Annotated in this window: 19 protein-coding genes; 8 read left to right on the forward strand and 11 right to left on the reverse strand. The window is 72.7% G+C overall.

The genetic code is table 11. The annotated features are described in order from the left end of the window. Positions 1–199 precede the first annotated feature (199 nt). The gene (locus ACBY01_RS10735; protein ID WP_416460830.1) at positions 200–1,426 is read right to left on the reverse strand and encodes a type II secretion system F family protein; all 1,227 of its coding nucleotides are present in this window, start codon (positions 1,424–1,426) and stop codon (positions 200–202) included. A gap of 364 nt (positions 1,427–1,790) precedes the next feature. Between ACBY01_RS10735 and ACBY01_RS10740 the strand changes: the two genes are divergently transcribed. Beyond that, a complete protein-coding gene (locus ACBY01_RS10740; protein WP_416460831.1) occupies positions 1,791–2,798 on the forward strand; it encodes a glycoside hydrolase family 43 protein in 1,008 nt (335 codons plus the stop codon). A gap of 205 nt (positions 2,799–3,003) precedes the next feature. Here the strand turns inward: ACBY01_RS10740 and gspE are convergent, their stop codons facing one another. From gspE to gspL, 3 genes are read right to left on the reverse strand one after another with little or no spacing between them, the layout of a single operon-like run. Continuing rightward, entirely contained in the window at positions 3,004–4,494 is a 1,491-nt protein-coding gene (gspE, locus tag ACBY01_RS10745) for a type II secretion system ATPase GspE (RefSeq protein WP_416460832.1), read from the reverse strand. Next, a complete protein-coding gene (gene gspM / locus ACBY01_RS10750) occupies positions 4,491–4,988 on the reverse strand; it encodes a type II secretion system protein M (RefSeq protein WP_416460833.1) in 498 nt (165 codons plus the stop codon). Before gspM ends, gspE begins: the two co-directional genes overlap by 4 nt. Beyond that, positions 4,985–6,055 (reverse strand): type II secretion system protein GspL, encoded by a 1,071-nt coding sequence (gene gspL, locus ACBY01_RS10755; RefSeq protein WP_416460834.1) that lies wholly within the window; start codon positions 6,053–6,055, stop codon positions 4,985–4,987. The genes gspM and gspL overlap by 4 nt, the downstream gene beginning before the upstream one ends. 33 nt (positions 6,056–6,088) lie before the next feature. Between gspL and gspG the strand changes: the two genes are divergently transcribed. The 5 genes from gspG (at position 6,089) to gspD (ending at position 10,739) form a co-directional block, all read left to right on the forward strand. Continuing rightward, positions 6,089–6,604, forward strand: coding sequence for a type II secretion system major pseudopilin GspG (gene gspG / locus ACBY01_RS10760; RefSeq protein WP_416460835.1), 516 nt, complete (start codon positions 6,089–6,091; stop codon positions 6,602–6,604). Between the two features lie 370 nt (positions 6,605–6,974). Beyond that, positions 6,975–7,502, forward strand: coding sequence for a prepilin-type N-terminal cleavage/methylation domain-containing protein (locus ACBY01_RS10765; protein WP_416460836.1), 528 nt, complete (start codon positions 6,975–6,977; stop codon positions 7,500–7,502). Continuing rightward, positions 7,499–7,864 (forward strand): type II secretion system minor pseudopilin GspI, encoded by a 366-nt coding sequence (gspI, locus tag ACBY01_RS10770; protein WP_416460837.1) that lies wholly within the window; start codon positions 7,499–7,501, stop codon positions 7,862–7,864. The genes ACBY01_RS10765 and gspI overlap by 4 nt, the downstream gene beginning before the upstream one ends. After that, entirely contained in the window at positions 7,861–8,658 is a 798-nt protein-coding gene (locus tag ACBY01_RS10775; protein WP_416460838.1) for a type II secretion system protein N, read from the forward strand. The genes gspI and ACBY01_RS10775 overlap by 4 nt, the downstream gene beginning before the upstream one ends. Positions 8,659–8,669: 11 nt before the next feature. Further along, on the forward strand, positions 8,670–10,739 hold the full coding sequence (gene gspD / locus ACBY01_RS10780) for a type II secretion system secretin GspD (protein ID WP_416460839.1): 2,070 nt from the start codon (positions 8,670–8,672) through the stop codon (positions 10,737–10,739). 346 nt (positions 10,740–11,085) lie between these two features. On the opposite strand, the gene ACBY01_RS10785 is transcribed toward gspD, so the two are convergent. The 7 genes from ACBY01_RS10785 to ACBY01_RS10815 all read right to left on the reverse strand — a co-directional run bounded on the left by ACBY01_RS10785 (position 11,086) and on the right by ACBY01_RS10815 (position 16,734). Next, the gene (locus ACBY01_RS10785) at positions 11,086–11,496 is read right to left on the reverse strand and encodes a hypothetical protein (RefSeq protein ID WP_416460840.1); all 411 of its coding nucleotides are present in this window, start codon (positions 11,494–11,496) and stop codon (positions 11,086–11,088) included. After that, positions 11,484–11,951, reverse strand: coding sequence for a hypothetical protein (locus ACBY01_RS10790; protein ID WP_416460841.1), 468 nt, complete (start codon positions 11,949–11,951; stop codon positions 11,484–11,486). Before ACBY01_RS10790 ends, ACBY01_RS10785 begins: the two co-directional genes overlap by 13 nt. Next, positions 11,948–12,583, reverse strand: a complete 636-nt coding sequence (locus ACBY01_RS10795; protein WP_416460842.1) for a hypothetical protein — start codon at positions 12,581–12,583, stop codon at positions 11,948–11,950. The genes ACBY01_RS10790 and ACBY01_RS10795 overlap by 4 nt, the downstream gene beginning before the upstream one ends. A gap of 41 nt (positions 12,584–12,624) precedes the next feature. Continuing rightward, positions 12,625–12,963 (reverse strand): hypothetical protein, encoded by a 339-nt coding sequence (locus ACBY01_RS10800; RefSeq protein WP_416460843.1) that lies wholly within the window; start codon positions 12,961–12,963, stop codon positions 12,625–12,627. A 128-nt stretch (positions 12,964–13,091) separates the two neighbouring features. Then, on the reverse strand, positions 13,092–14,405 hold the full coding sequence (locus ACBY01_RS10805; protein ID WP_416460844.1) for an amidohydrolase family protein: 1,314 nt from the start codon (positions 14,403–14,405) through the stop codon (positions 13,092–13,094). Further along, positions 14,402–15,841, reverse strand: a complete 1,440-nt coding sequence (locus ACBY01_RS10810; RefSeq protein ID WP_416460895.1) for an amidohydrolase — start codon at positions 15,839–15,841, stop codon at positions 14,402–14,404. Before ACBY01_RS10810 ends, ACBY01_RS10805 begins: the two co-directional genes overlap by 4 nt. A 50-nt stretch (positions 15,842–15,891) precedes the next feature. After that, positions 15,892–16,734, reverse strand: a complete 843-nt coding sequence (locus ACBY01_RS10815; RefSeq protein WP_416460845.1) for a hypothetical protein — start codon at positions 16,732–16,734, stop codon at positions 15,892–15,894. A 98-nt stretch (positions 16,735–16,832) separates the two neighbouring features. Between ACBY01_RS10815 and ACBY01_RS10820 the strand changes: the two genes are divergently transcribed. Both ACBY01_RS10820 and ACBY01_RS10825 read left to right on the forward strand, forming a co-directional pair. Continuing rightward, positions 16,833–17,498, forward strand: a complete 666-nt coding sequence (locus tag ACBY01_RS10820; RefSeq protein ID WP_416460846.1) for a DUF4129 domain-containing protein — start codon at positions 16,833–16,835, stop codon at positions 17,496–17,498. Continuing rightward, positions 17,495–18,727: a hypothetical protein gene (locus ACBY01_RS10825; RefSeq protein WP_416460847.1), complete on the forward strand. Its 1,233-nt coding sequence runs from the start codon at positions 17,495–17,497 to the stop codon at positions 18,725–18,727. Before ACBY01_RS10820 ends, ACBY01_RS10825 begins: the two co-directional genes overlap by 4 nt. Positions 18,728–18,731: the final 4 nt, after the last annotated feature.

Consider the following 18,731-nt stretch of genomic DNA (forward strand, 5'->3'; position numbering starts at 1 on the left):
GAAGCCGGGCAATCGCACACCGTTCCGCATACGAGAGCTGTCGGTACCTGGTTCCCATCGCAACACCTCAACCTGGTGTTGCACTTCGTTTGTGAACTCGGGGGATCCATTGCCGCTACCGCCGGAAGCGCGAGCGTGGCGCGAATGGATGCTGACTTCCGTCAGCATGACGGGTCGCGTGGGGCGGCCGGCGCGCCCCTCAGATCGTCACGAGGTTGTTGAGGTTGATGATCGGCAGCAGGATCGCGAGCACCATCAGCAGCACCAGCCCACCCATCAGCAGCAGCACCAGCGGCTCGACCAGCGCGACCAGCGTCGCGGTGAGCGCGTCGAGTTCGCGCTCCAGCTCGGTGGCGGCGCGGTCGAGCGCGGGGGCGAGGCGGCCGCTCGATTCGCCCGAGGCGACGATCGCGACCAGCATCGACGGGAACGCCTCCGCCTCCGCCATCGCGGCGCGCAGACTCAGCCCCTCGCGGACGCGGTGGGCGACGCCCAGCGCCTTGTCGCGCACCCAGCGGTTGGGGGTGACCGCGGCGGCGGCGTGGAGCGCCTCGACCAGCGGAACCGCGCTGCCGACCAATGTCGCGAGGCTCCCGGCGAAGCGCGCGGCGTTGTGCTGGCGGCTGAAGCGGCGGAACGGGCGGCGTTCGGAGAGGAAGCGGTCGACCCGCAGCCGGTTGGCGGGCACCCGCATCCAGCGCCCGGCGACCAGCACCACCACCAGCGCGATGCCGGCGACGATGAGCCCGTAGTTCTGGATGAACGCCGACAGCGCGATCAGCGCGCGGGTGAGGAACGGCAGCTCGGCGCCGCGCGACACGAACACGCGGACGATGTCGGGCACGACATAGACCATCAGCAGCACCATCATCCCGAACGAGACGGTGGCGAGCAGCGCCGGATAGAGCAGCGCCAGCTGGAGCTTCTGCCCATTGGCGTGGCGAGTCTCGACGAAGGCGGCGAGGTGGTTGAGCACGTCGGTCAGCCGCCCGGACTGCTCGCCGGCCGAGACCGAGGCGGTGTAGAAGCCGGGAAAGGCACGCGGGTGGCGCGACAGCGCGGCGGCGAAGCTGCGCCCGTCGAGGATGGCGGCGCGCACGTCGAGCAGCAGCGCGCTCACCGTCGCCTGCTCCGCTTGGCCGGCGACCAGCCGGAGCGCTTCCTCGATGGCAACGTCGGAGCCGACCAGAGTCGCGATCTGGCGGGTGATGGTGGCGAGCTGGCGCGGGGTGATGCCGCGCCGCCGGAGCGACGGCAGCCGCAGCGTGCCCACGCTCGCGCGCTTCTCCCCTGCCACTTCGACGGACAGCGGCAGCAGCGCCTGGTCGCGCAGCAGCGCGCGTGCGGCAGCCGGGCTCGACGCTTCGACGATCCCCTTGCGGGTGGCGCCGGCGCGATCGGCGGCGCGATAGGCATAGGCGGTCATGCGAAGCTCGCGCGGAAGTTGAGGAAGTTGAGGCCTGCGCACGCTTCGATCGGAAGCACGTCGGGCGTGTGACAGAAGGGGCGGCAGAGCATCGCGCGCGACGAAAGCACAAGCCGGCGCGGTAGGACAGAGGGAAGCAGCGAGTCCGACCGTCTGTCCCTCATAGCCAAACCGCAGCCCCCCCCCGTCATGCTGACGCAAGTCGGCATCCAGATGCGCCACGCTGGAGGCGCGAGCGAAGCGGCAATGGATCCTGACTTCCGTCAGGATGACGAAGTGGGGAATTTCGTCGTTTCACGCGGGCCCTTGAGATCACGCCATCGCACAGGCATTAGCAAAGCTGATAAATATGAGGAGAGCGACGATGCGCAGCCTGCGCTGGATGATGCTGCCGGCCGTCGCGCTGGCGACGACTGCCGTTCCCGCCACAGCGGCCGTCGAGGCGCCCGCGGCGGTGGCGACCAACCCGCTGCTTCCCGGCGGCCCCGATCCGTGGATCGTGCGCGACGGCGACACCTATTACTATATGGCGACGCGAGGCGACCGGCTGGCAATCCGGGCGACGCGCGACCTCGCGCGGCTAGCCGAGGCGAAGGAGACGGTGGTGTGGCGCCCGCCGGTGACGGGGCCGAACGCGCAGTCGATCTGGGCGCCCGAGCTGCATCGCATCGACGGCAAATGGTACATCTACTACACCGCCGCAGCCGCCGGGCACGACGACGACGCGCATCGCGGCGTGTTCGTGCTGGAGAATGCCGGCGCCGATCCGCTCAAGGGAACGTGGGTCGACCGCGGCCGGGTGGCGACCGCGCGGCCGGGGATCGACGGCACCACCTTCGCGCACCGCGGCAAGCGCTATTTCGTCTATTCGCCCTATGTCGGCGACGAAAGCGACCTCGCCATCGTCGCGATGCGCAATCCCTGGACGGTGACCGGGCCCGAGACGATCCTGGCGCGGCCCGACCGCGAATGGGAGCGCCAGGGCGGGCGCCAGATCCTGGAGGGGCCGGCGTTCCTCCAGGGCCCCAAGGGCGAGCTGTTCCTGGCCTATTCGGGCAGCGCCTGCTGGTCGGACGGCTATGCCGTCGGGCTGCTGCGCGCGCCCGCCGACGCCGATCCGCTCAAGGCCGCGTCGTGGACCAAGGCGCCCGAGCCGATCCTCAAGACCACGCCGTCCGCGGGCGTGTTCGCGCCGGGGCACAACGGCTTCTTCACCGGCAGGGACGGGTCGACCTGGATGGTCTACCACGCCAACACCGCCGCCGAGATGGGCTGCACCGGCAAGCGCGCGCCGCACATCCAGCGCGTGACGTTCGACACCAGCGGCGCGCCGACGCTGCCGAAGCTCGACCGGGAGGCGGTGGTGCCGTGAGGTTGCCCCTTTCGTCATCCTGACGGAAGTCAGGATCCATTGCCGCTCCGCTTGAGCCGCCGGCGTTGCGCGAATGGATGCTGACTTTCGTCAGCATGACGGGGTGTTGGGCATGTTCGTGCTCCTGCGCAGGCAGGAGCCCAGAGCCAAACAGCGCATCGCTTGTCATCCTGGGCTCCTGCCTTCGCAGGAGCACGGGACCCGGTCACCCCTCGTCGCGCACCACGCGCGCGACTTCCTCCACCGTCGTGACGCCGGCGCGGACCTTGGCGGCGCCGTCGTCGAGCATCGAGGGGTTGTCGCGGCGGGCGGCGCGTTCGAGCTCGGCTTCCGAGGCGCCGTCGTGGATCAGCGCCTGGAACGCGTCGTCCACCGCGACCACCTCGTACAGCCCGGCGCGGCCGGCATAGCCGTCGCCGTGGCAGGCGTCGCAGCCGGTGGCGCGCCACAGCGGCTCGCCGAGCGCGATCGCGCCGCCCATCAGCAGCACGTCGCCCTCGCCCGCCACCTCCTCGCGCCGGCAGTCGGGGCACAGCCGCCGCACCAGCCGCTGCGCGACCAGCCCCACGACCATCGGCGCCAGCAGATAGCGCTCGACGCCCATGTCGATCAGGCGGGTGACGGAGCCGACCGCGGAGTTGGTGTGCAGCGTCGACAGCACGAAATGGCCGGTCATCGACGAGCGCACGGCGACCTGCGCGGTTTCCTGGTCGCGGATCTCGCCGACCATGATGACGTCCGGGTCCTGGCGCAGGATGGCGCGCAGGCCCCGGGCGAAGGTGAGGTCGGTGCGCGGGTTGACCTGGGTCTGGCCGATGCCGGGCAGCTCGTACTCGATCGGGTCCTCGACCGTCATGATGTTGCGGCGACGGTCGTTGAGGCGGGTGAGCGCGGTGTAGAGCGTCGTGGTCTTGCCCGAGCCGGTCGGGCCGGTGACGAGCAGCATGCCGTGCGGGCGCTCGAGCAGGCGGGTGAAGACGGTGACGTCGCGGTCCGACATGCCCAGGCTCGGCAGGTCGAGGCGCAGCCCGCCGCGTTCGAGCAGGCGCAGCACCACGCGTTCGCCATGCTGGGTGGGAATGGTGGAGACGCGCGCGTCGACGTCGTGACCGCCGATGCGCAGCGTCACGCGGCCGTCCTGGGGCACGCGCTTCTCGGCGATGTCGAGCTTCGCCATCACCTTGATGCGGCTGACCAGCAACGGCGCAAGCGCACGCTGCGGCTCGACGATGTCGCGCAAGACGCCGTCGATGCGGAAGCGAACGACGAGGCGCTTCTCCTGCGTCTCGACATGCACGTCCGACGCGCGTTCCTTCACCGCCTCGAGCAGCAGCGCGTTGATGAGGCGGATGACGGGCGAATCGTCGCGGCTGTCGAGCAGGTCGTCGACCGAGGCGGCGCTGTCGGCGAGCGCGGCGAGGTCCTGTTCGGCAAGTTCGATATCGGCGGCGGTGGTGGCGCTGCCGCCATAGGCCTGGGCGAGCGCGGTCTCGAAGGCATCGTCGGCGACCGGCAGAAAGGCCGCGCCGGGAGCGATGCGCTGGACCTCCAGCAGCGCATCTAGCGGTGCGCCCGCGCGGTGGAGGCATTCGACGCCCGTGCCGGCGGGGCGCAGCAGCACGCCGGCGCGGCGGGCATAGCCATAGGGCAGGCGCTCGGCGGGTGCGTCCTCGACCACCAGCAGCGTATCGGTCATCCGCCGAACTCCACGGTGGCCGAGACCCGGCCGGGGGCGCCGCCGCGCACGATCGACACCTGCTTGACGCCGAGCGTGGTGGTGCGCGCGACCTCGTCGATCCAGCGGATCACGCCGTCGTAGCCGCCGTCGGCCACCGTGACGCGATAGCCGCCGGCGACCAGCGGCACCGTCTGGACCGCCAGCCCCGCCCGCCCCGCGGCGGCGGCGATCGCCGCATCGGGGGGCCCGGCGGCGAGCGGCTGCGCCGGCGGCAGCGTACCGGCGGCGCGGATGCGGGCGTTGAGCGTCTCGAACTGGCGGATGTCGGCGCGCGCATCGGCGCGCGCGGCCTGGATCGGCTTCACCACGCCATAGACCGCCACCAGCAGCACCAGCAACGCGCCCAGCGTGCCGACCAGCACCCGCTCGCGCGCACTCAGCCCGCTCCACCAGCGATCGGCGCGGGCGATGGCCGCCTCCAGCCGCGAGCGTTGGAGAAGCCGCACGATCATGCGCCCGCCGCCGTCACGCGGATGCCGCCCGCCGGATCGGCGGCGACGGTGGCGTCGATCCGCGCCGCCGACAGTGCGGCGCGCAGCCGGTCGGCGGCCCCCGCATCGCCGGCGTCGAGATCGAGCACCAGCCGGCTGCCGCTCCACTGCATCGACCGGACCGCGATCTGCGGCGCGAGCGGCGCCAGCGCGGCGGCGACGCGGGTAAGTGCAGGGACGAAGCGATTGTCGCCGGTGGCGCGCGGCAGCCGGTCGGCGACGCTGCCGGGCAGGTCGGGCGCCTGTGCGAGATCGGGCGCCGCGGTGGCGAGCAGCGTGCGCGTCTCCGCCTCGCGCCGGTCGGCGATCGCGCGCAGCATCAGCGTGTCGGCGGCGGCGATGACGCCGTGCGCGACCAGCGCGGCGACCGCGACCATCGCCAGCTTGCGCACGAAGGTGGAGCCGGCGCCGCGGCGCGCGTAGCGACCCTGGCGCAGATCGAGCGCCGGCACCGCCAGCGTCATCCCGAGCGGCTGGGACTCAGCGGCCTGCGCCCCGAACGCCTCGGCCAGCGGCTCGCCGAACGACGCGATGTCCGGCTTGGCCGCGGCCTGCCACGCGGCGGGGAGCATCGCCGCGGGAACGGCGAAGCCGGTGCCGTCGCCGGCGCGCACCGCCGCGCGTCCGCCGCGCTGCGCCACGTTCCACGCGCCCTCCGCCGGACGCGGCAGCGCGAGCGCGTCGGGGATCAGCGCGGCCTCGCCCAACCCGTGCGCCTCGGCGAGCGCGAGCCACTCGGCCATGACGCTGTGGCGCACCACCGCGACCAGATAGCGCTGCGGCGCCAGCGCCTCGCCGATCGCCAGGTGCACCAGGTCGAGCGGATCGGCGATGCGGTCCTCGATCGCGAAGGGCAGCGCCTCCAGCCGCTGCGCCCGGCTGGCGAGCGGCAGGTCCACCGCGAGCAGCAGCAGCCGCTCGGACGGCACCAGCACGGTTGCGGGACCCTCGGCATCGGCTATGATCGGGCGTTCGCCCTCGAGCGTCCACACGCCGGCGGCAGTGCTATCCGCCTCTGGGACGGTCATATTTGAGTCATCAGGCGAACGCATGGAGCCGGGATGCGCATCTTTTCACAACAGTTTCATGACAGCGTCGCCGGCACCGTGGCAGCCTGGACGGCAAGCCGCAAGCCGCGCGTGCGTGGCGCGTCGCCCGTGCCGGCGTCCGAGGCGGGGCTGACGCTGGTCGAGATGATCGTGGTGCTGGCGATCATCGCGATCGTCGCGGCGCTGATCGTCCCCAACGTCATCAGCCGCCCCGACCAGGCGCGGGTCACCACCGCCAACACCGACATCCAGAGCATCGGCGCCGCGCTCAAGATGTACCGGCTGGACAACGGCGACTATCCGACGACGCAGCAGGGCCTGAAGGCGCTGGTCGAGCGCCCGACCACCCCGCCGGTGCCGGGCGGCTGGGCCGAGGGCGGCTATCTGTCGCAGATGCCGGTCGATCCGTGGGGCAATCCCTATGCCTATACCGGCGGCAGCGGCAGCTTCGAGCTGAAGTCGCTCGGCAAGGACGGCCGGCCCGGCGGCGAGGGGCTGGACGCGGACATCGACGGCAAGCGCCGCTGACATGGCGCCGCCCGCCCGCCGCGCGGGCATGCTCCAGCGTCGTGCGGGTCCCGGTTCGCACCCCCGTCTCCCCGCTCCGTCATGCCAGCGAAGGCTGGCATCTCCCGCGATGGTGCGAGACGGCGGCATCGTCGTGGTTCCGTCCTCGCGGCACGAGACCCCAGCTTTCGCTGGGGTGACGGACCGGGGGAGTACGCGGAGCGCGGCGGCGGGATCGGGTGCTGCGGCCTTCGAGCGGCGGGCGGAACCCCGCTCCCCCACACCCCCCAACCGTCATGCCAGCGCAGGCTGGCATCTCCCCGCGGTGGTGCGGGACGGCGGTATCCTCGCAGGATCGTCCCCGAGGCACGAGACCCCAGCCTTCGCTGGGGTGACGGAGCGTGGCTGGGGTGCGGACGGCCACGCGAGGTGGTCCTCAAACCAGATCGGCATGACCCTGGTCGAGATGCTGGTGGTGCTCGCGATCATCGGCGTCGCCGCCGGGGCGGTGACGCTGGGGATCGGCGCGGCGACACGCGCGCCGACGGTCGAGACCGAGGCGCGGCGGCTGGCGACGCAGCTCCAGTCCGCCGCGGACGACGCGATGCTCGGCGACCGCGCGATCGCCTTCACCGCTGCCGAGCACGGCTATGGCTTCGCGACGATGGACGCCAAGGGCGGCTGGCAGCCGCGCGAAGGCGCCGGCATGGGCTTCCACACGCTGCCCGGCGGCATGACGATGACGCTGTCGGCGCGGCCGCCGGTGCTGCTGGGCGTCGACGGGACGGGCCAGCCGCTCACCGCCGACATCACCGCGGGCGACGACCGCTGGGTCGTCACCTACGACGGCATGACCGCGCAGGCGGTGCACGCCCCCGCCGCGCCCCGCCCGACCTCCCCGCCGGCGCCCGCCGCATGACGCCGCCGCCTTCCGAACAGGGCTTTTCGCTGATCGAGGCGCTGGTCGCGCTGGCGGTGCTGGCGATCGCCACCGTCGGGCTGATCGGCGCGGTCGAGCAGCACATCGATTCGACCCGCGGCATCGAACGCCGCACGATCGCAATGCTGGTCGCGGAGAACCGGCTCGCCGAGCTCGAGGTGGGCGCACCCGAAGGCGAGTCGCGCGAGGTCGAGATGCTCGGGCGCCGCTGGCAGGTGGCGGTGGCGCGGCGCGGCACCGACGATCCCGCGCTCGATCGGGTGCGGATCGCGGTGTCGGCGGCGGGCGAGGAAACGCCGCTTGCGCAGCTCGACGGCTTCCTCGAAGGACGCGGAGCATGAGGATGTCCGCGCTCACCCCGCGCCAGAAGCGGCGCACGCTCGACGCCGCGATCGCGCTGGCGATCGTGTCGGTGGCGTTCGCGCTCGCCGGGCTGGTGTGGCGGATGGCGGGGCATGCCGGCACCGGCGCGGTCACGGTGCCGAGCGAGGGCCGCATCCGCGCGACCACGCCCGCCGATCTGGCGCCGCTGCTCGGCTGGGCGCCGTTCGGCCAGGCGGCGGTCGGCGAGCCCACCGCCAAGACCGGCATCCAGGCCGAGCTCAAGGGGCTGATCTTCGCGATCCCCGCCGAACGGGCGATCGCCTTCGTCGCGACCGGCTCCGAGCCGGCGAAGTCCTACCACGTCGGCGACACGCTGGCGGGGCTGCGGATCGAGGGCATCCAGCGCGACCGCATCCTGCTCAACAACGGCGGGCGCATCGAATATCTCGGCTTCCCCGACTCCAACGTGCTGACCGGCGCAACCGACACGGCGGCACCGCCACCGGCGGCGCCCGCCATGCCCGGCTTCACGCCGATGGCGTCGCCGCCGCCCCCCGCCGTCCAGAGCCCCGCCGCCGCGGCCGGGCTGATCGAGCGGCTCGGCGCCACGCAGGTGCCGGGCGGCTATGCGATCGGCGCCGGCGCCCCGCCGGGGATGCGGCAGGGCGACGTGATCCAGTCGATCAACGGCACCGCGCTCAGCGATCCCGCCGCCGCCAGCGCCGCACTCGCCAACGCCGGCAACGGCCCCGCACAGATCACCATCCTTCGCGACGGCAAGCCGATTACCGTCACCGTTCCGATCCGCTAGGGCAGACCATCGTGCCGCATCCGATTCGCACCCCGCTTCTCGCGCTCTGCCTCGCGGCGACCGCACTCCAGCCCCTCGCCGCGCAGACCGCGCCCGCGGGCGACATCGTCGTCAACATGCGCGGGGTGGAGATCGCCGACGTCGCCGAGCAGATCAGCCGGCTGACCGGACGGACGCTGATCCTCGATCCGACGGTGAAGGGCCAGGTCACCGTCACCTCGGCCGAGCCGCTGTCGCCCGCCGGCGTGTGGGAGCTGTTCCAATCGGTGCTGCGCGCCAACGGCTTCGCCGCGGTCCGCTCGGGCGGTTCGTACCGGATCGTGCCCGCCGCCAACGCGGTGCGCGACGGCGGCATCCGCGGCGGCGGCGGCCAGGCACTGACGACGCGGATGGTGCGCCTCGCCAACGTCCCCGCGGCCGACGCGGCGCGGATCGTGCGCCCGCTGGTGGCGAACTTCGGCAGCGTCGAGCCGCTGTCGAGCCCCAATGCGATCGTCGTCACCGACTATGCCGACAACGTCGCTAGGATCGAGGCGCTGGCGCGCTCGCTCGACGGGGGCGGCGGATCGAGCTTCGCGACCATCCCGCTGCAGAATGGCAATGCCGCCGAAGTCGCCCAGGCGATGCAGGGCGTGCTGGGCGACGCCGCCGCAGGGACCGGCGCGCGCGTTGCGGCCGACCCGCGCAGCAACACGGTGGTGGTGCGCGGCACCCCGGCGGCGGTGGCGGAGGCGCGGCGGATCGCCCAGGCGCTCGACGCGCCGGGCGGAGCCACGCCGCTGACCCGAGTGTTCCGCCTCAACCACGCCGACGCCGAGTCGGTGACGGAGGTGCTGCGCGGCGTGCTGGGACAGGAGGCGAGCGCCTCCAACCCGGTGGCGCGCAGCCTCTCCACCCGGTCGCGCACCGGCGGCGGCGGCAGCAGCCCGACCAACGCGCTGTCGAACCTGATCCGCGGCAACACCGCGGCGCAGGCGGCGGCCGCGGCGAGCACCACGCAGGGGCTGACCGGCAGCACCCCGATCGGCGGCGGCGTGCCGATGGGCGAGCAGGCGGCAACCCCGCAGGGCTTCGCCACGCCCGACATCACGGTGCAGCCCGCCCCCGACATCAACGCGCTGGTGGTGCGCGGCACCCCGGCCGCGGTGGCGCAGATCGAGCGGCTGATCCCCGACCTGGACGTGCGCCGCCCGCAGGTGGTGATCGAGGCGGCCATCGCCGAAATCGTCGGCGACGATGCCGAGCGGCTCGCGGTGCAGCTCGGCACCAGCGGCGCGGCGCTGACCGGCCTGGACGGTGCCGGCACCTCGTTCGGCAGTCCCACCGGAGTGGTGTCGCTGGGGAACATCCTCCAGACGCTCGGCGTCCCCGCGGGGCGGCTGCTGGGCGAGGGCCTGACCGCCAACATCGGCATCGGCAACGACTTCTCGATCCTGGTGCAGGCGCTCGGCACCTCGTCCAAGGCGAACCTGCTGTCGACGCCGCAGCTCACCACGCTCGACAACAAGCTGGGCGAGATCGTGGTGGCGCAGGAAGTGCCGTTCGTCACCGGATCGATCCTGACCGACGCGACCAATGCCAATCCCTATACCTCGATCGAGCGCAAGGACGTCGGCATCACCCTGCGGGTGCTGCCGCGGATCAACGCGGGCGACACGATCCGGCTGGAGGTGGCGCAGGAAGCCTCGTCGATCTCGCCCGCGCAGCTGCAGCGAGCGGCCGACATCATCACCAACAAGCGCTCGATCAACACGACGGTGCTTGCCGAAAACGGCCAGACGATCGTGCTGGGCGGGCTGACCGCCGACGACTACAACCGGTTCAAGAGCCAGGTGCCGATCCTCGGCGACATCCCGGTGCTGGGCGAGTTGTTCAAGAGCCGTCAGGAGCAGCGTACCAAGCGCACGCTGTTCATCTTCCTCAAGCCGACGATCCTGCGCGACGGCACCGCCGCGGCATCGGCGACGCAGACGCGCTACGACCGCCTGCGCGGCGACGAGGCGCAGCTGAACGAGAAGCGCAGCCTGCTGCTGGACCCGCCGCGGCCGCGGCTGTCGGTGGAGATCGACGGGGTGTATTGAGGGGCTCCCTCTTTTACACTCTCCCTCTATCGCCGTCATGCCAGCGCAAGCTGGCATCTCCCCGCCACATCGCGCGACGCGGGACCCAGCAAGACCGTCCCCGCGGCACGAGACCCCAGCTTCCGCTGGGGTGACGGGGAGTAGCAGGAGTCGGTAGCGACCAGCGTCCCCGCAACCCCGCTTCGCCCGCCCCGCCGCCCCCTCCCCACGCCGTCATGCCAGCGCAGGCTGGCATCTCCCGCCGCATCGCGCGACGCGGGACCCTGCACGACCGTCCCTGCGGCACGAGACCCCAGCCTTCGCTGGGGTGGCGGGGTGGGTCGGGGCAGACCGATCGAACGCCCCCTTACTCCTCCGGCATCGGCACCCGCGCGCGCTGGCTGCCGCGGGTGAAATAGGCGGCGTCGGCGGCGAGCGATTCGAGGCGCCAGCCGTCGACGCTCTCCCCCGGTGCGAGGGTGCGAGTGCTGCCGTCGGCGGTGCGGACCAGCGCGACGGCGTCGTGCATCAGCCGCCCGACCACGCCGACCAGCGCCGGTGCGTCCGGTGCGACCGGCCCCGCCTCGGCCGTCGTCGCCGCGAACAGCGGTCGGGCGAAGGCGGCGGCGAGCGGCGGCGCCTCCGGCGGCGCGCCCAGCGGCCGCTCGGCCGGCGCGGCGACGCCCGGTGGCGCGCCGCCACGCAGCAGCAGCACCGGCATCGCCGCCGCCACGCAGGCGGCGGGGAGCAGCAGCCAGCGCGGGCTCAGCGGCGCCACGGTGCCACCAGCCTTCCGTCGAGGCGGACGCTGTCGCCCTCGCCAGCCTCGACCCGCCAGCGCGCGAAGCGGGCGAGCGGCCGGTCGCGCTCGGCGCGATCGACGAAGGCGAGCACCGCCTTCTCCGGGCCCGACAGCCGCAGGTCGAGCGCCACCAGGCCGGGCGCGCCGGGATCGGCGGGCGCGAGCGTCTCGACCAGCAGGCCGTCGCCGGTGGCTGCGGCGCGGAGCTGCGCGGCGAGCCGGCGGGCGGCGGCAGCGCGATCCGCGGCAGGGATCGCGAGTGCCGGCACCACTACCGGCGTGCGGGGCGGTGCCGCCAGCGCGGCGGCGAGCTGGCTGCGTGCCGCGCGCGCGTCGGCGAGTCGATCGAGCGCCGCGGCCATCGGCACGCACAGCGCCGCCGCCAGGGCGAGCCCGGCGGCGCCCGCGATCGGCCAAGAGCGCGCGATCATGGCAGCGTGCCGCGCAGCGTGACGCGGATCGCCGCATCGCCGCGCTGCTGCCCCACCTCGCGCAGCCGGGCGAGCAGCGGGTCGCGACGGAGCGCGCCGCGCAGCGCGTCGGGATCGGCGCTGAGCACCGCCACTTCGAGCGTGCCGTCGTACGCGACGCGCGCAAGCCGATCGTCGGCGGGAAGCGCGGCTGCGAGGCGCTCGAGCGTCGCGGCGACGCCGGGCTGCGCCAGCAGCGGCGCCCAGCCGGCACGCGTCGCGGCATCCGCGCGCGCGCGGGCGAGCCGCGGCGCGGCCTGCGGCGTGAGCGCGGCGATCTCGGCACGGGTACGATGCTCGGCAACCGTGGCGGCGGCCCAGGTCAGCGCGGGACCGGCAGCGAGCAACAGCGCGAAGGCGGCGGGCCAGCGGTACGCGAGCGGGCGTGCGCTTGCGGGTACGTCCTCGTCCGGCCGTGCTCGCGCGGAGACGGGAGCCCAGAGCCGCAGTCGCGGCGTTCCGGTACCCTGGGCTCCCGCCTGCGCGGGAGCACGCGACCCGTCTTTCGGAAGCCCACGCCCGGCCAGCCGCACCGCGGAAAGCGCCCGTCCGACGAGGCTGGGCGACTCTTCGGGGCGGGGCGGCAGGGACATGGAATCGCCCTAGCCGCGCCGCCCGCCCGAGTCACTCGCGCTTACTGGCGCGTCATGCTCGTGACCTTGGCCATGCCGTCGGGGGTGAAGGCGATGATGTGGCGCGAGCCGTCCGAGCAGGTCGCGGTCCAGGTCGCCTTCGCGTCGGCGGCCCGTTCCGAGGCGGTGACACCCTGGCACGAGACGCCCGCGTCGCGGATCGCGCGGATGAACACGCCGTTGCGCTGGCCTTCCGAAAGCGCGGCCACCTTGGCGTCGAGTTCCTGCGTCGCCTGCGCGGTCGCGGCATTGTCGGCGGCGGTCGGCTCGGGCGCCTTGCTGCCCCCGCAGGCGGCGAGGCCGAGCGCGAGCGCGGGAACGATCAGGGGCAAAAGGCGCATGGTGGTCTCCTGTGATGCCGCGCGCGCGGCGGGACGCCCGAACAAAGCCCGGGCCGCCCGCGCGGTTCCCCTGCGCGGGCGGCGGCGATGCGAGACGCCCGGCGGGAGGTCTCGCAGCGCCCCGTCGCTCAGTATTGATACGCCTTCGGCAGCGCGCCCTCGGTAGGATCGAGGTAGCGGTCGCGCAGCCGTTGCTGGCGGTGGACCAGCGGCTGTTCGACGCCGTCGACGAAGACCTGGGTCGGCATCGAGCCGATCTCGAGCGGATCGCCGTCCCAGATCACCACGTCGCCGCGACGGCCCGCCCGCAGCGAGCCGAACTCGCCACCCATCCCCAGCGCCTCGGCCGGCTTGGAACTGATCGCGGCGAAGGCGCTGCCCCAGTCGAGCCCGGACGCCCCCGGAATGCGGGCGAGCGCCACGAGGTTGCCGGCGTACTGCTTGACCAGCCGCGCCTGGCGCGCCTCGTCGTTGTTGATCATGCCGATACCGACGGTGACCCCGGCCGCCTTCATCCGGCCGATGTTCGACTGGGTGGCGGCAAGCTGCTCGAACGACGAGGGCAGGTCGGCGAGCGCGCTGGCGATCACCGGCACGCCGGCGGCGGCGATGTCGCCCGCCACCGTCCAGCCCTCGGTCGCGCCGACCAGCACGAGCTTCACCGTCCCCAGCTCGCGCTTGAGGTCGAGCAGCGCGCGGATGTCCGACGCCCGCTCGACGTGCGCGAGCAGCGGCACCCGCCCCTCGACCACCGGCACCAGCGCCTGCGCGTCGAGCCGGGTGAGCAGCGCGTCCTTGCCGCGATCGGCGAAGCTCGCCGGATTGCGGGCATAGTCGCGCGCCTCGAATAGGGCGTTGCGCAGCATCGCGAAGGCGGCCGGACGGCTGCCGCCGGCGGCGCGTGCACCGGCCTCGCCCCATTCCATGAACTGGAAGGCGCGCGGGCGGCTGACCGCATCCATGTCGGCGGCGAGGTCGATCACCGCCCCCTGTCCGGCGAAGATCGAGCCGCCGTTGTCGGGCGCAACCACGGCGCGCGTCACGCCCTCGGCACGGTTGAGCGCGATCGCGGTGGTGCGCGGGTTCACCGCCGGCGCGACGTCGAGCGCGGCGTTGAACACCGACTCGCCCGCCCCGGCGTCGTTGGTGCCCTGCACCGCGTCGACTTCGACGATGCCCAGCCGGGTGAAGCCGGCGAAGATGCCGGGCGTCACCCATTTGCCGCCGGCATCGACCGTGCGCATGCCGGCGGGCACCGCGACGCCGGGACCGGCGGCGACGACGCGGCCGTCGCGCACCACCACCGTGCCGCCCTCGACCGGGCCGGCACCGTCGCCCACCACCAGCCGGGCGTTGGTGATCGCCACCGTCTGCGCCGCGGCGGGCAGCGCCGCCGCCGTGCCGAGCAGGGCTGCGGCCGTGGAAAGGATCAGGCGCTTCACTTCACATCCCCCTCGCCCGGCTGGCCGAGCTCGAAATCGGAAACCGGCCGCAGGCGGCGGTCGTTCGCGTCGAACAGCAAGGCACCGTCGACCCAGACCTTTTCGGGCCGCGTGTAGACGCTGAACGGATCGCCGTTCCACAGCACCACGTCGGCCATCTTGCCCGGCTTCAGGCTGCCGGTGACCTGATCGATGCCGAGCGCGCGGGCGGGCGCGATGGCGAGCCAGGTCCAGGCGTGCTCGGGCGTGACGGGGATGCCGGCGCGCCTGGCCGAAGCCATCACCTTGGCGACCTCCTGGTTCAATCGCTGGATGCCGTTCTCGTCGTCCGAATGGATCATCGCGCAGGCGCCGGTATGGTCGAGGATCGCGAGATTCTCGCCGACCGCGTCATAGGCCTCCATCTTGAAGCCCCACCAGTCGGCCCACACCGCCGCGCAGGTGTCGTTCGCCTTGAGCAGGTCGGCGATCTTGTAGGCCTCCACCGCGTGGTGGAAGGCGGTGACCTTGTAGCCGAACTCTTTGGCCATATCGAGGACGGTGGCCATCTCGTCGGCGCGGTAGCAGTGGTTGTGGACCAGGATCTCGCCGTCGAGCACGCCGCGCAGCGTGTCCATCGCCATGTCGCGGGTGGGCGGATCGCCGCCGTCCTCCTCGTACTTGTCCCACTTGCGGTCGTACTCGCGAGCCGCCGCCCAGGTGGCGCGATCGACCGCGATGTTGCCCATCCGGGTCGAGGGCGCGCGACCCTTGCCGCCGTAGACGCGTTTGGGGTTCTCGCCGCACGCCATCTTGAGGCCGTAGGGCGCACCGGGGAACTTCATCGCCTGCGCGGTGCGGGCGTAGACGTTCTTCACCGTCACCGACCGGCCGCCGAACAGGTTGGCGGAGCCGGGGAGGATCTGGAGCGTGGTGACGCCGCCGTTGGCGAGCGCGCGGCCGAAGCCAGGGTCCTGCGGCCAGACGCTGTGCTCGGCCCAGACCTCCGGCGTGACGGGCGAGGTCATCTCGTTGCCGTCGGACAGCGCCTCGACGCCGGGGGAGGGATAGTCGCCCAGGTGGCTGTGGACGTCGATGATGCCCGGAGTCACCCATTTGCCGGCGCCGTCGATCACCGTCACGCCCTCGGCCGGGGTGATCGACTGGCCGACCTCGACGATCTTGCCGTCGCGGAACAGCACCGCGCCGCGATCGATCCGCCCGCCCTCGCCGTCGTAGATGGTGACGTTGGTGAGCAGCGTCGGCCGGCCGGGATAGGCGTGATAGGTCGAGGGATAGGGATCGTGGTCGTATCCCTTGCCCGCGCCCGGCGCCTTGTTGCCCTTGGCGGTCTTGCCGCCCGTGTCCTTCTTGGCGCTGGCCGGGCGGTCGCCGGCGGAACGCGCCTGCGTCCCGTCGGCCGCGCAGGCGGCGAGCCCGCCCACCGCGGCGAGCATCAGCAACGATCGTAGCAAATCCGTTCTCCGTTCGTGTCGATTGCGGGCGGTCATGCGAACACCGCCTCGAGATCCTGGCCCATCAGCCCTTCGCGCTCCGACTTGAGCTGGTGGTAGATGGCCGAAAGCCCGGTCGCGGTGAGCGCGCCCGACAGCGTGGTGATCGCGGTCTGGAACACGAGGCTGCCGGCATGCGCGGCACCGGTCACGCTGCCGAGCAGAAAGCCCTGCGCCATGCCGCCGAAGATCGCCCACAGCACCAGGACCATCGCGCCGAGCAGCAGCAGCCGCCAGCGTGCGCCGACCACCAGCTCGCCGCTGCGCCGGAAGCTGGCGAAGATCCCCGGCCGCTCGGCGACGAGCACCGGCAGCACCACCGCCCAGGTGAGCATCAGCACCAGTCCGGGGATCACCACCAGCATCAGCCCCACCGTCACGCCGATCCACCACAGCAGCCGGGCGACGATCGCCGGCAGCAGCAGCCGCAATCCCTGCGCCAGCGCCGCGCCGGGCTTCGCCGGGCGCCCGGCAAGCACGTCGAGCGCGATCCCGATCATCGTCACTTCGCCGAGCGTCCCGATCAGCAACCCCGCCAGCGTACCGAGCGCGATCGCGGTCGCCGTCTGCGTCCCCGTCATCGCGAACAGCGCATTGCCGGGGCTCAGGCCGAACAGCAGCTGCAGCACCAGCGACGGCAGCGCGGAGAAGACCAGGCTGGTCGCCAGGATCGCGACCGGCGCGCGCGTGATCGTCGAGAAGGCCCGGGAAAAGACGTCGCTGATCCGGAATTGCCAAGCATGTCGCCGCGCTTCGAAGCGTGCCGCCAGGATCAGTGCGGCGATGACGGCGAACGGCAGCGCGAGCAGCACCACCAGCATCAGCATGAAGTACAACCGAAATCCCCCCGTCCGCCCCCGGATACTGCAAGCCTAGGAGCGAAAAGCATTGCGTGTAAATCGGCGATTTGCTCCAACGCGTGCATGGGGGTCTCGTGACGGCGAGTACAGTGTTGGCAAGCGAGGCGGCGGACACGTCGGCGGAAGCGCTGAGCGTCGCCGACGCGCATCGCGCGATCCTGGCCGACAAGACCATCCAGTTCGAGCTGCCGATGCGCCACGTCGATCCGCCCGCCGAGGCGCCGGAGTGGCTCAAGTCGCTGAGCCGAGGCATCGGCAACTTCGTCTCCTGGGTCGGCGACGGCTGGACGGTGCTCGGCTGGATCGCCGCCGCCTTCGTCGTCGCCGTGCTGCTGTTCGCACTGGTGCCGGGCCTGCGCGAATGGGCGATGGCGCTGCTGCAGCGCGGCCGCGGCGCGGCCGAGGAAGCGCCGCAATGGGCGCCGACCGAAGGCCAGGCGCGCGCGCTGCTCGAGGAGGCGGACGCGCTGGCGAGCGCCGGCCGCTACGACGAGGCGGTGCACCTGATCCTGTTCCGCAGCATCGACGACATCGCCGCGTGGCGCGGCGAACTGGTCCGGCCATCCTCCACCAGCCGCGACATCGCCCGCGCCGACGGGCTGCCGGGCGAGGCGCGCGGCGTGTTCGCGCGCATCGTCGCCGCGGTCGAGCGCAGCTGGTTCGGCGGCCGCGCGCTGGGGATCGGCGACTGGGAGGCGGCGCGCGCGGACTATGCCCGCTTCGCGCTGAAGACGGCATGAGCGCGGCGAAGGAACCCTTCGCGCGACGCACCGCGATCGTGCTGGTGGTGGTCGGCACGCTGCTGGCGATGGCGGCGATCCTGCTCGGCGGCTTTTCCGACGAACTGTCGCGGCGGCTGGGCAGCATGCCCGCCGCCGACGAGAAGAACGGCGCCGGCTTCTATGCGCTGCGCCAGCTGGTCGAGCGCACCGGCGGCGAAGGCACGCTGATCGCCGACCGGAGCGAAGTCGTCGCCTCGCCCCAGCTCGTGATCCTGACGCCGGGCATCGACACCCGTCCCGAGGACGTGGCGAAGCTGGTGCAGGAGCGCGAGGCGAATGCGGCCAACGGCTATGCCACCGAGGACAACGACGGCGGCGCCTATCCGACGCTGATCGTGCTGCCCAAGTGGCAGCTGGCGGCGCTGCCGCTGCAAGCGCACCGCGTCGAGCGGGTGGCCCTGCTTCCCGCCGACAAGGCGCTCGCGCTGATCCCGGCGAAGGACGTCGGCATCGACTACGACCGGCCGCGCACGCTGCGCAGCGCGTCCGGCTGGTCGCTGCGCGCTTTCCTCGCGCCCAGGGACGTACGGCTGATATCCGGCAAGGCGCTGGTGCCCGTCCTGGGCAACGGCGGGGGCGCGGCGGTGCTGGCGCGGATCGGCAAGACGAACACCTATGTGCTGTCCGACCCGGACCTGCTCAACAACGCGGCGATGAAGCACCGCGCGAACGCCGAGGCCGCGTCGACGCTGCTCGCCGCGCTCGACCCGGTCTATCCCGGCTATGCGGTGTTCGACGCCTCGCTCCACTACGGCCCGGGCGACCGCAATCTGGTGAAGCTGCTGTTCACGCCACCGTTCCTGGCGGCCACCATCGCGATGATCGCCGCCGCGCTGCTCGCGGGGATCGCGACCGCGGTGCGGTTCGGGCCGGTGCTGCGCGAGCGGCGGGCGGTGGCGCTCGGCAAGTCGGCGCTGGTCGACAACATCGCCGCGCTCACCCGCCTGTCCGGCCGCACGCTTTCCGCCGGCGACCGCTATGCCGACGCCGCGCGCGAGGGCGTCGCGCGCACGCTGAACCTGCCGCGCGGGCTCGACTCGGCGAGCCTGCTCGACCGGCTCGATAGGCTGGGCGATCGCCCCGCGCGCTATTCCGAGATCGACCGCCGCCTGCGCACCGCCCGAACCGAGGCGGAGCTGGTGGCGGCGGCCCGACAACTCCACGCATGGAAGGAAGCACTGGCATGAGGGA

Source organism: Sphingomonas mangrovi (assembly GCF_047975845.1).
Taxonomy (GTDB): Bacteria; Pseudomonadota; Alphaproteobacteria; order Sphingomonadales; family Sphingomonadaceae; genus Sphingomonas.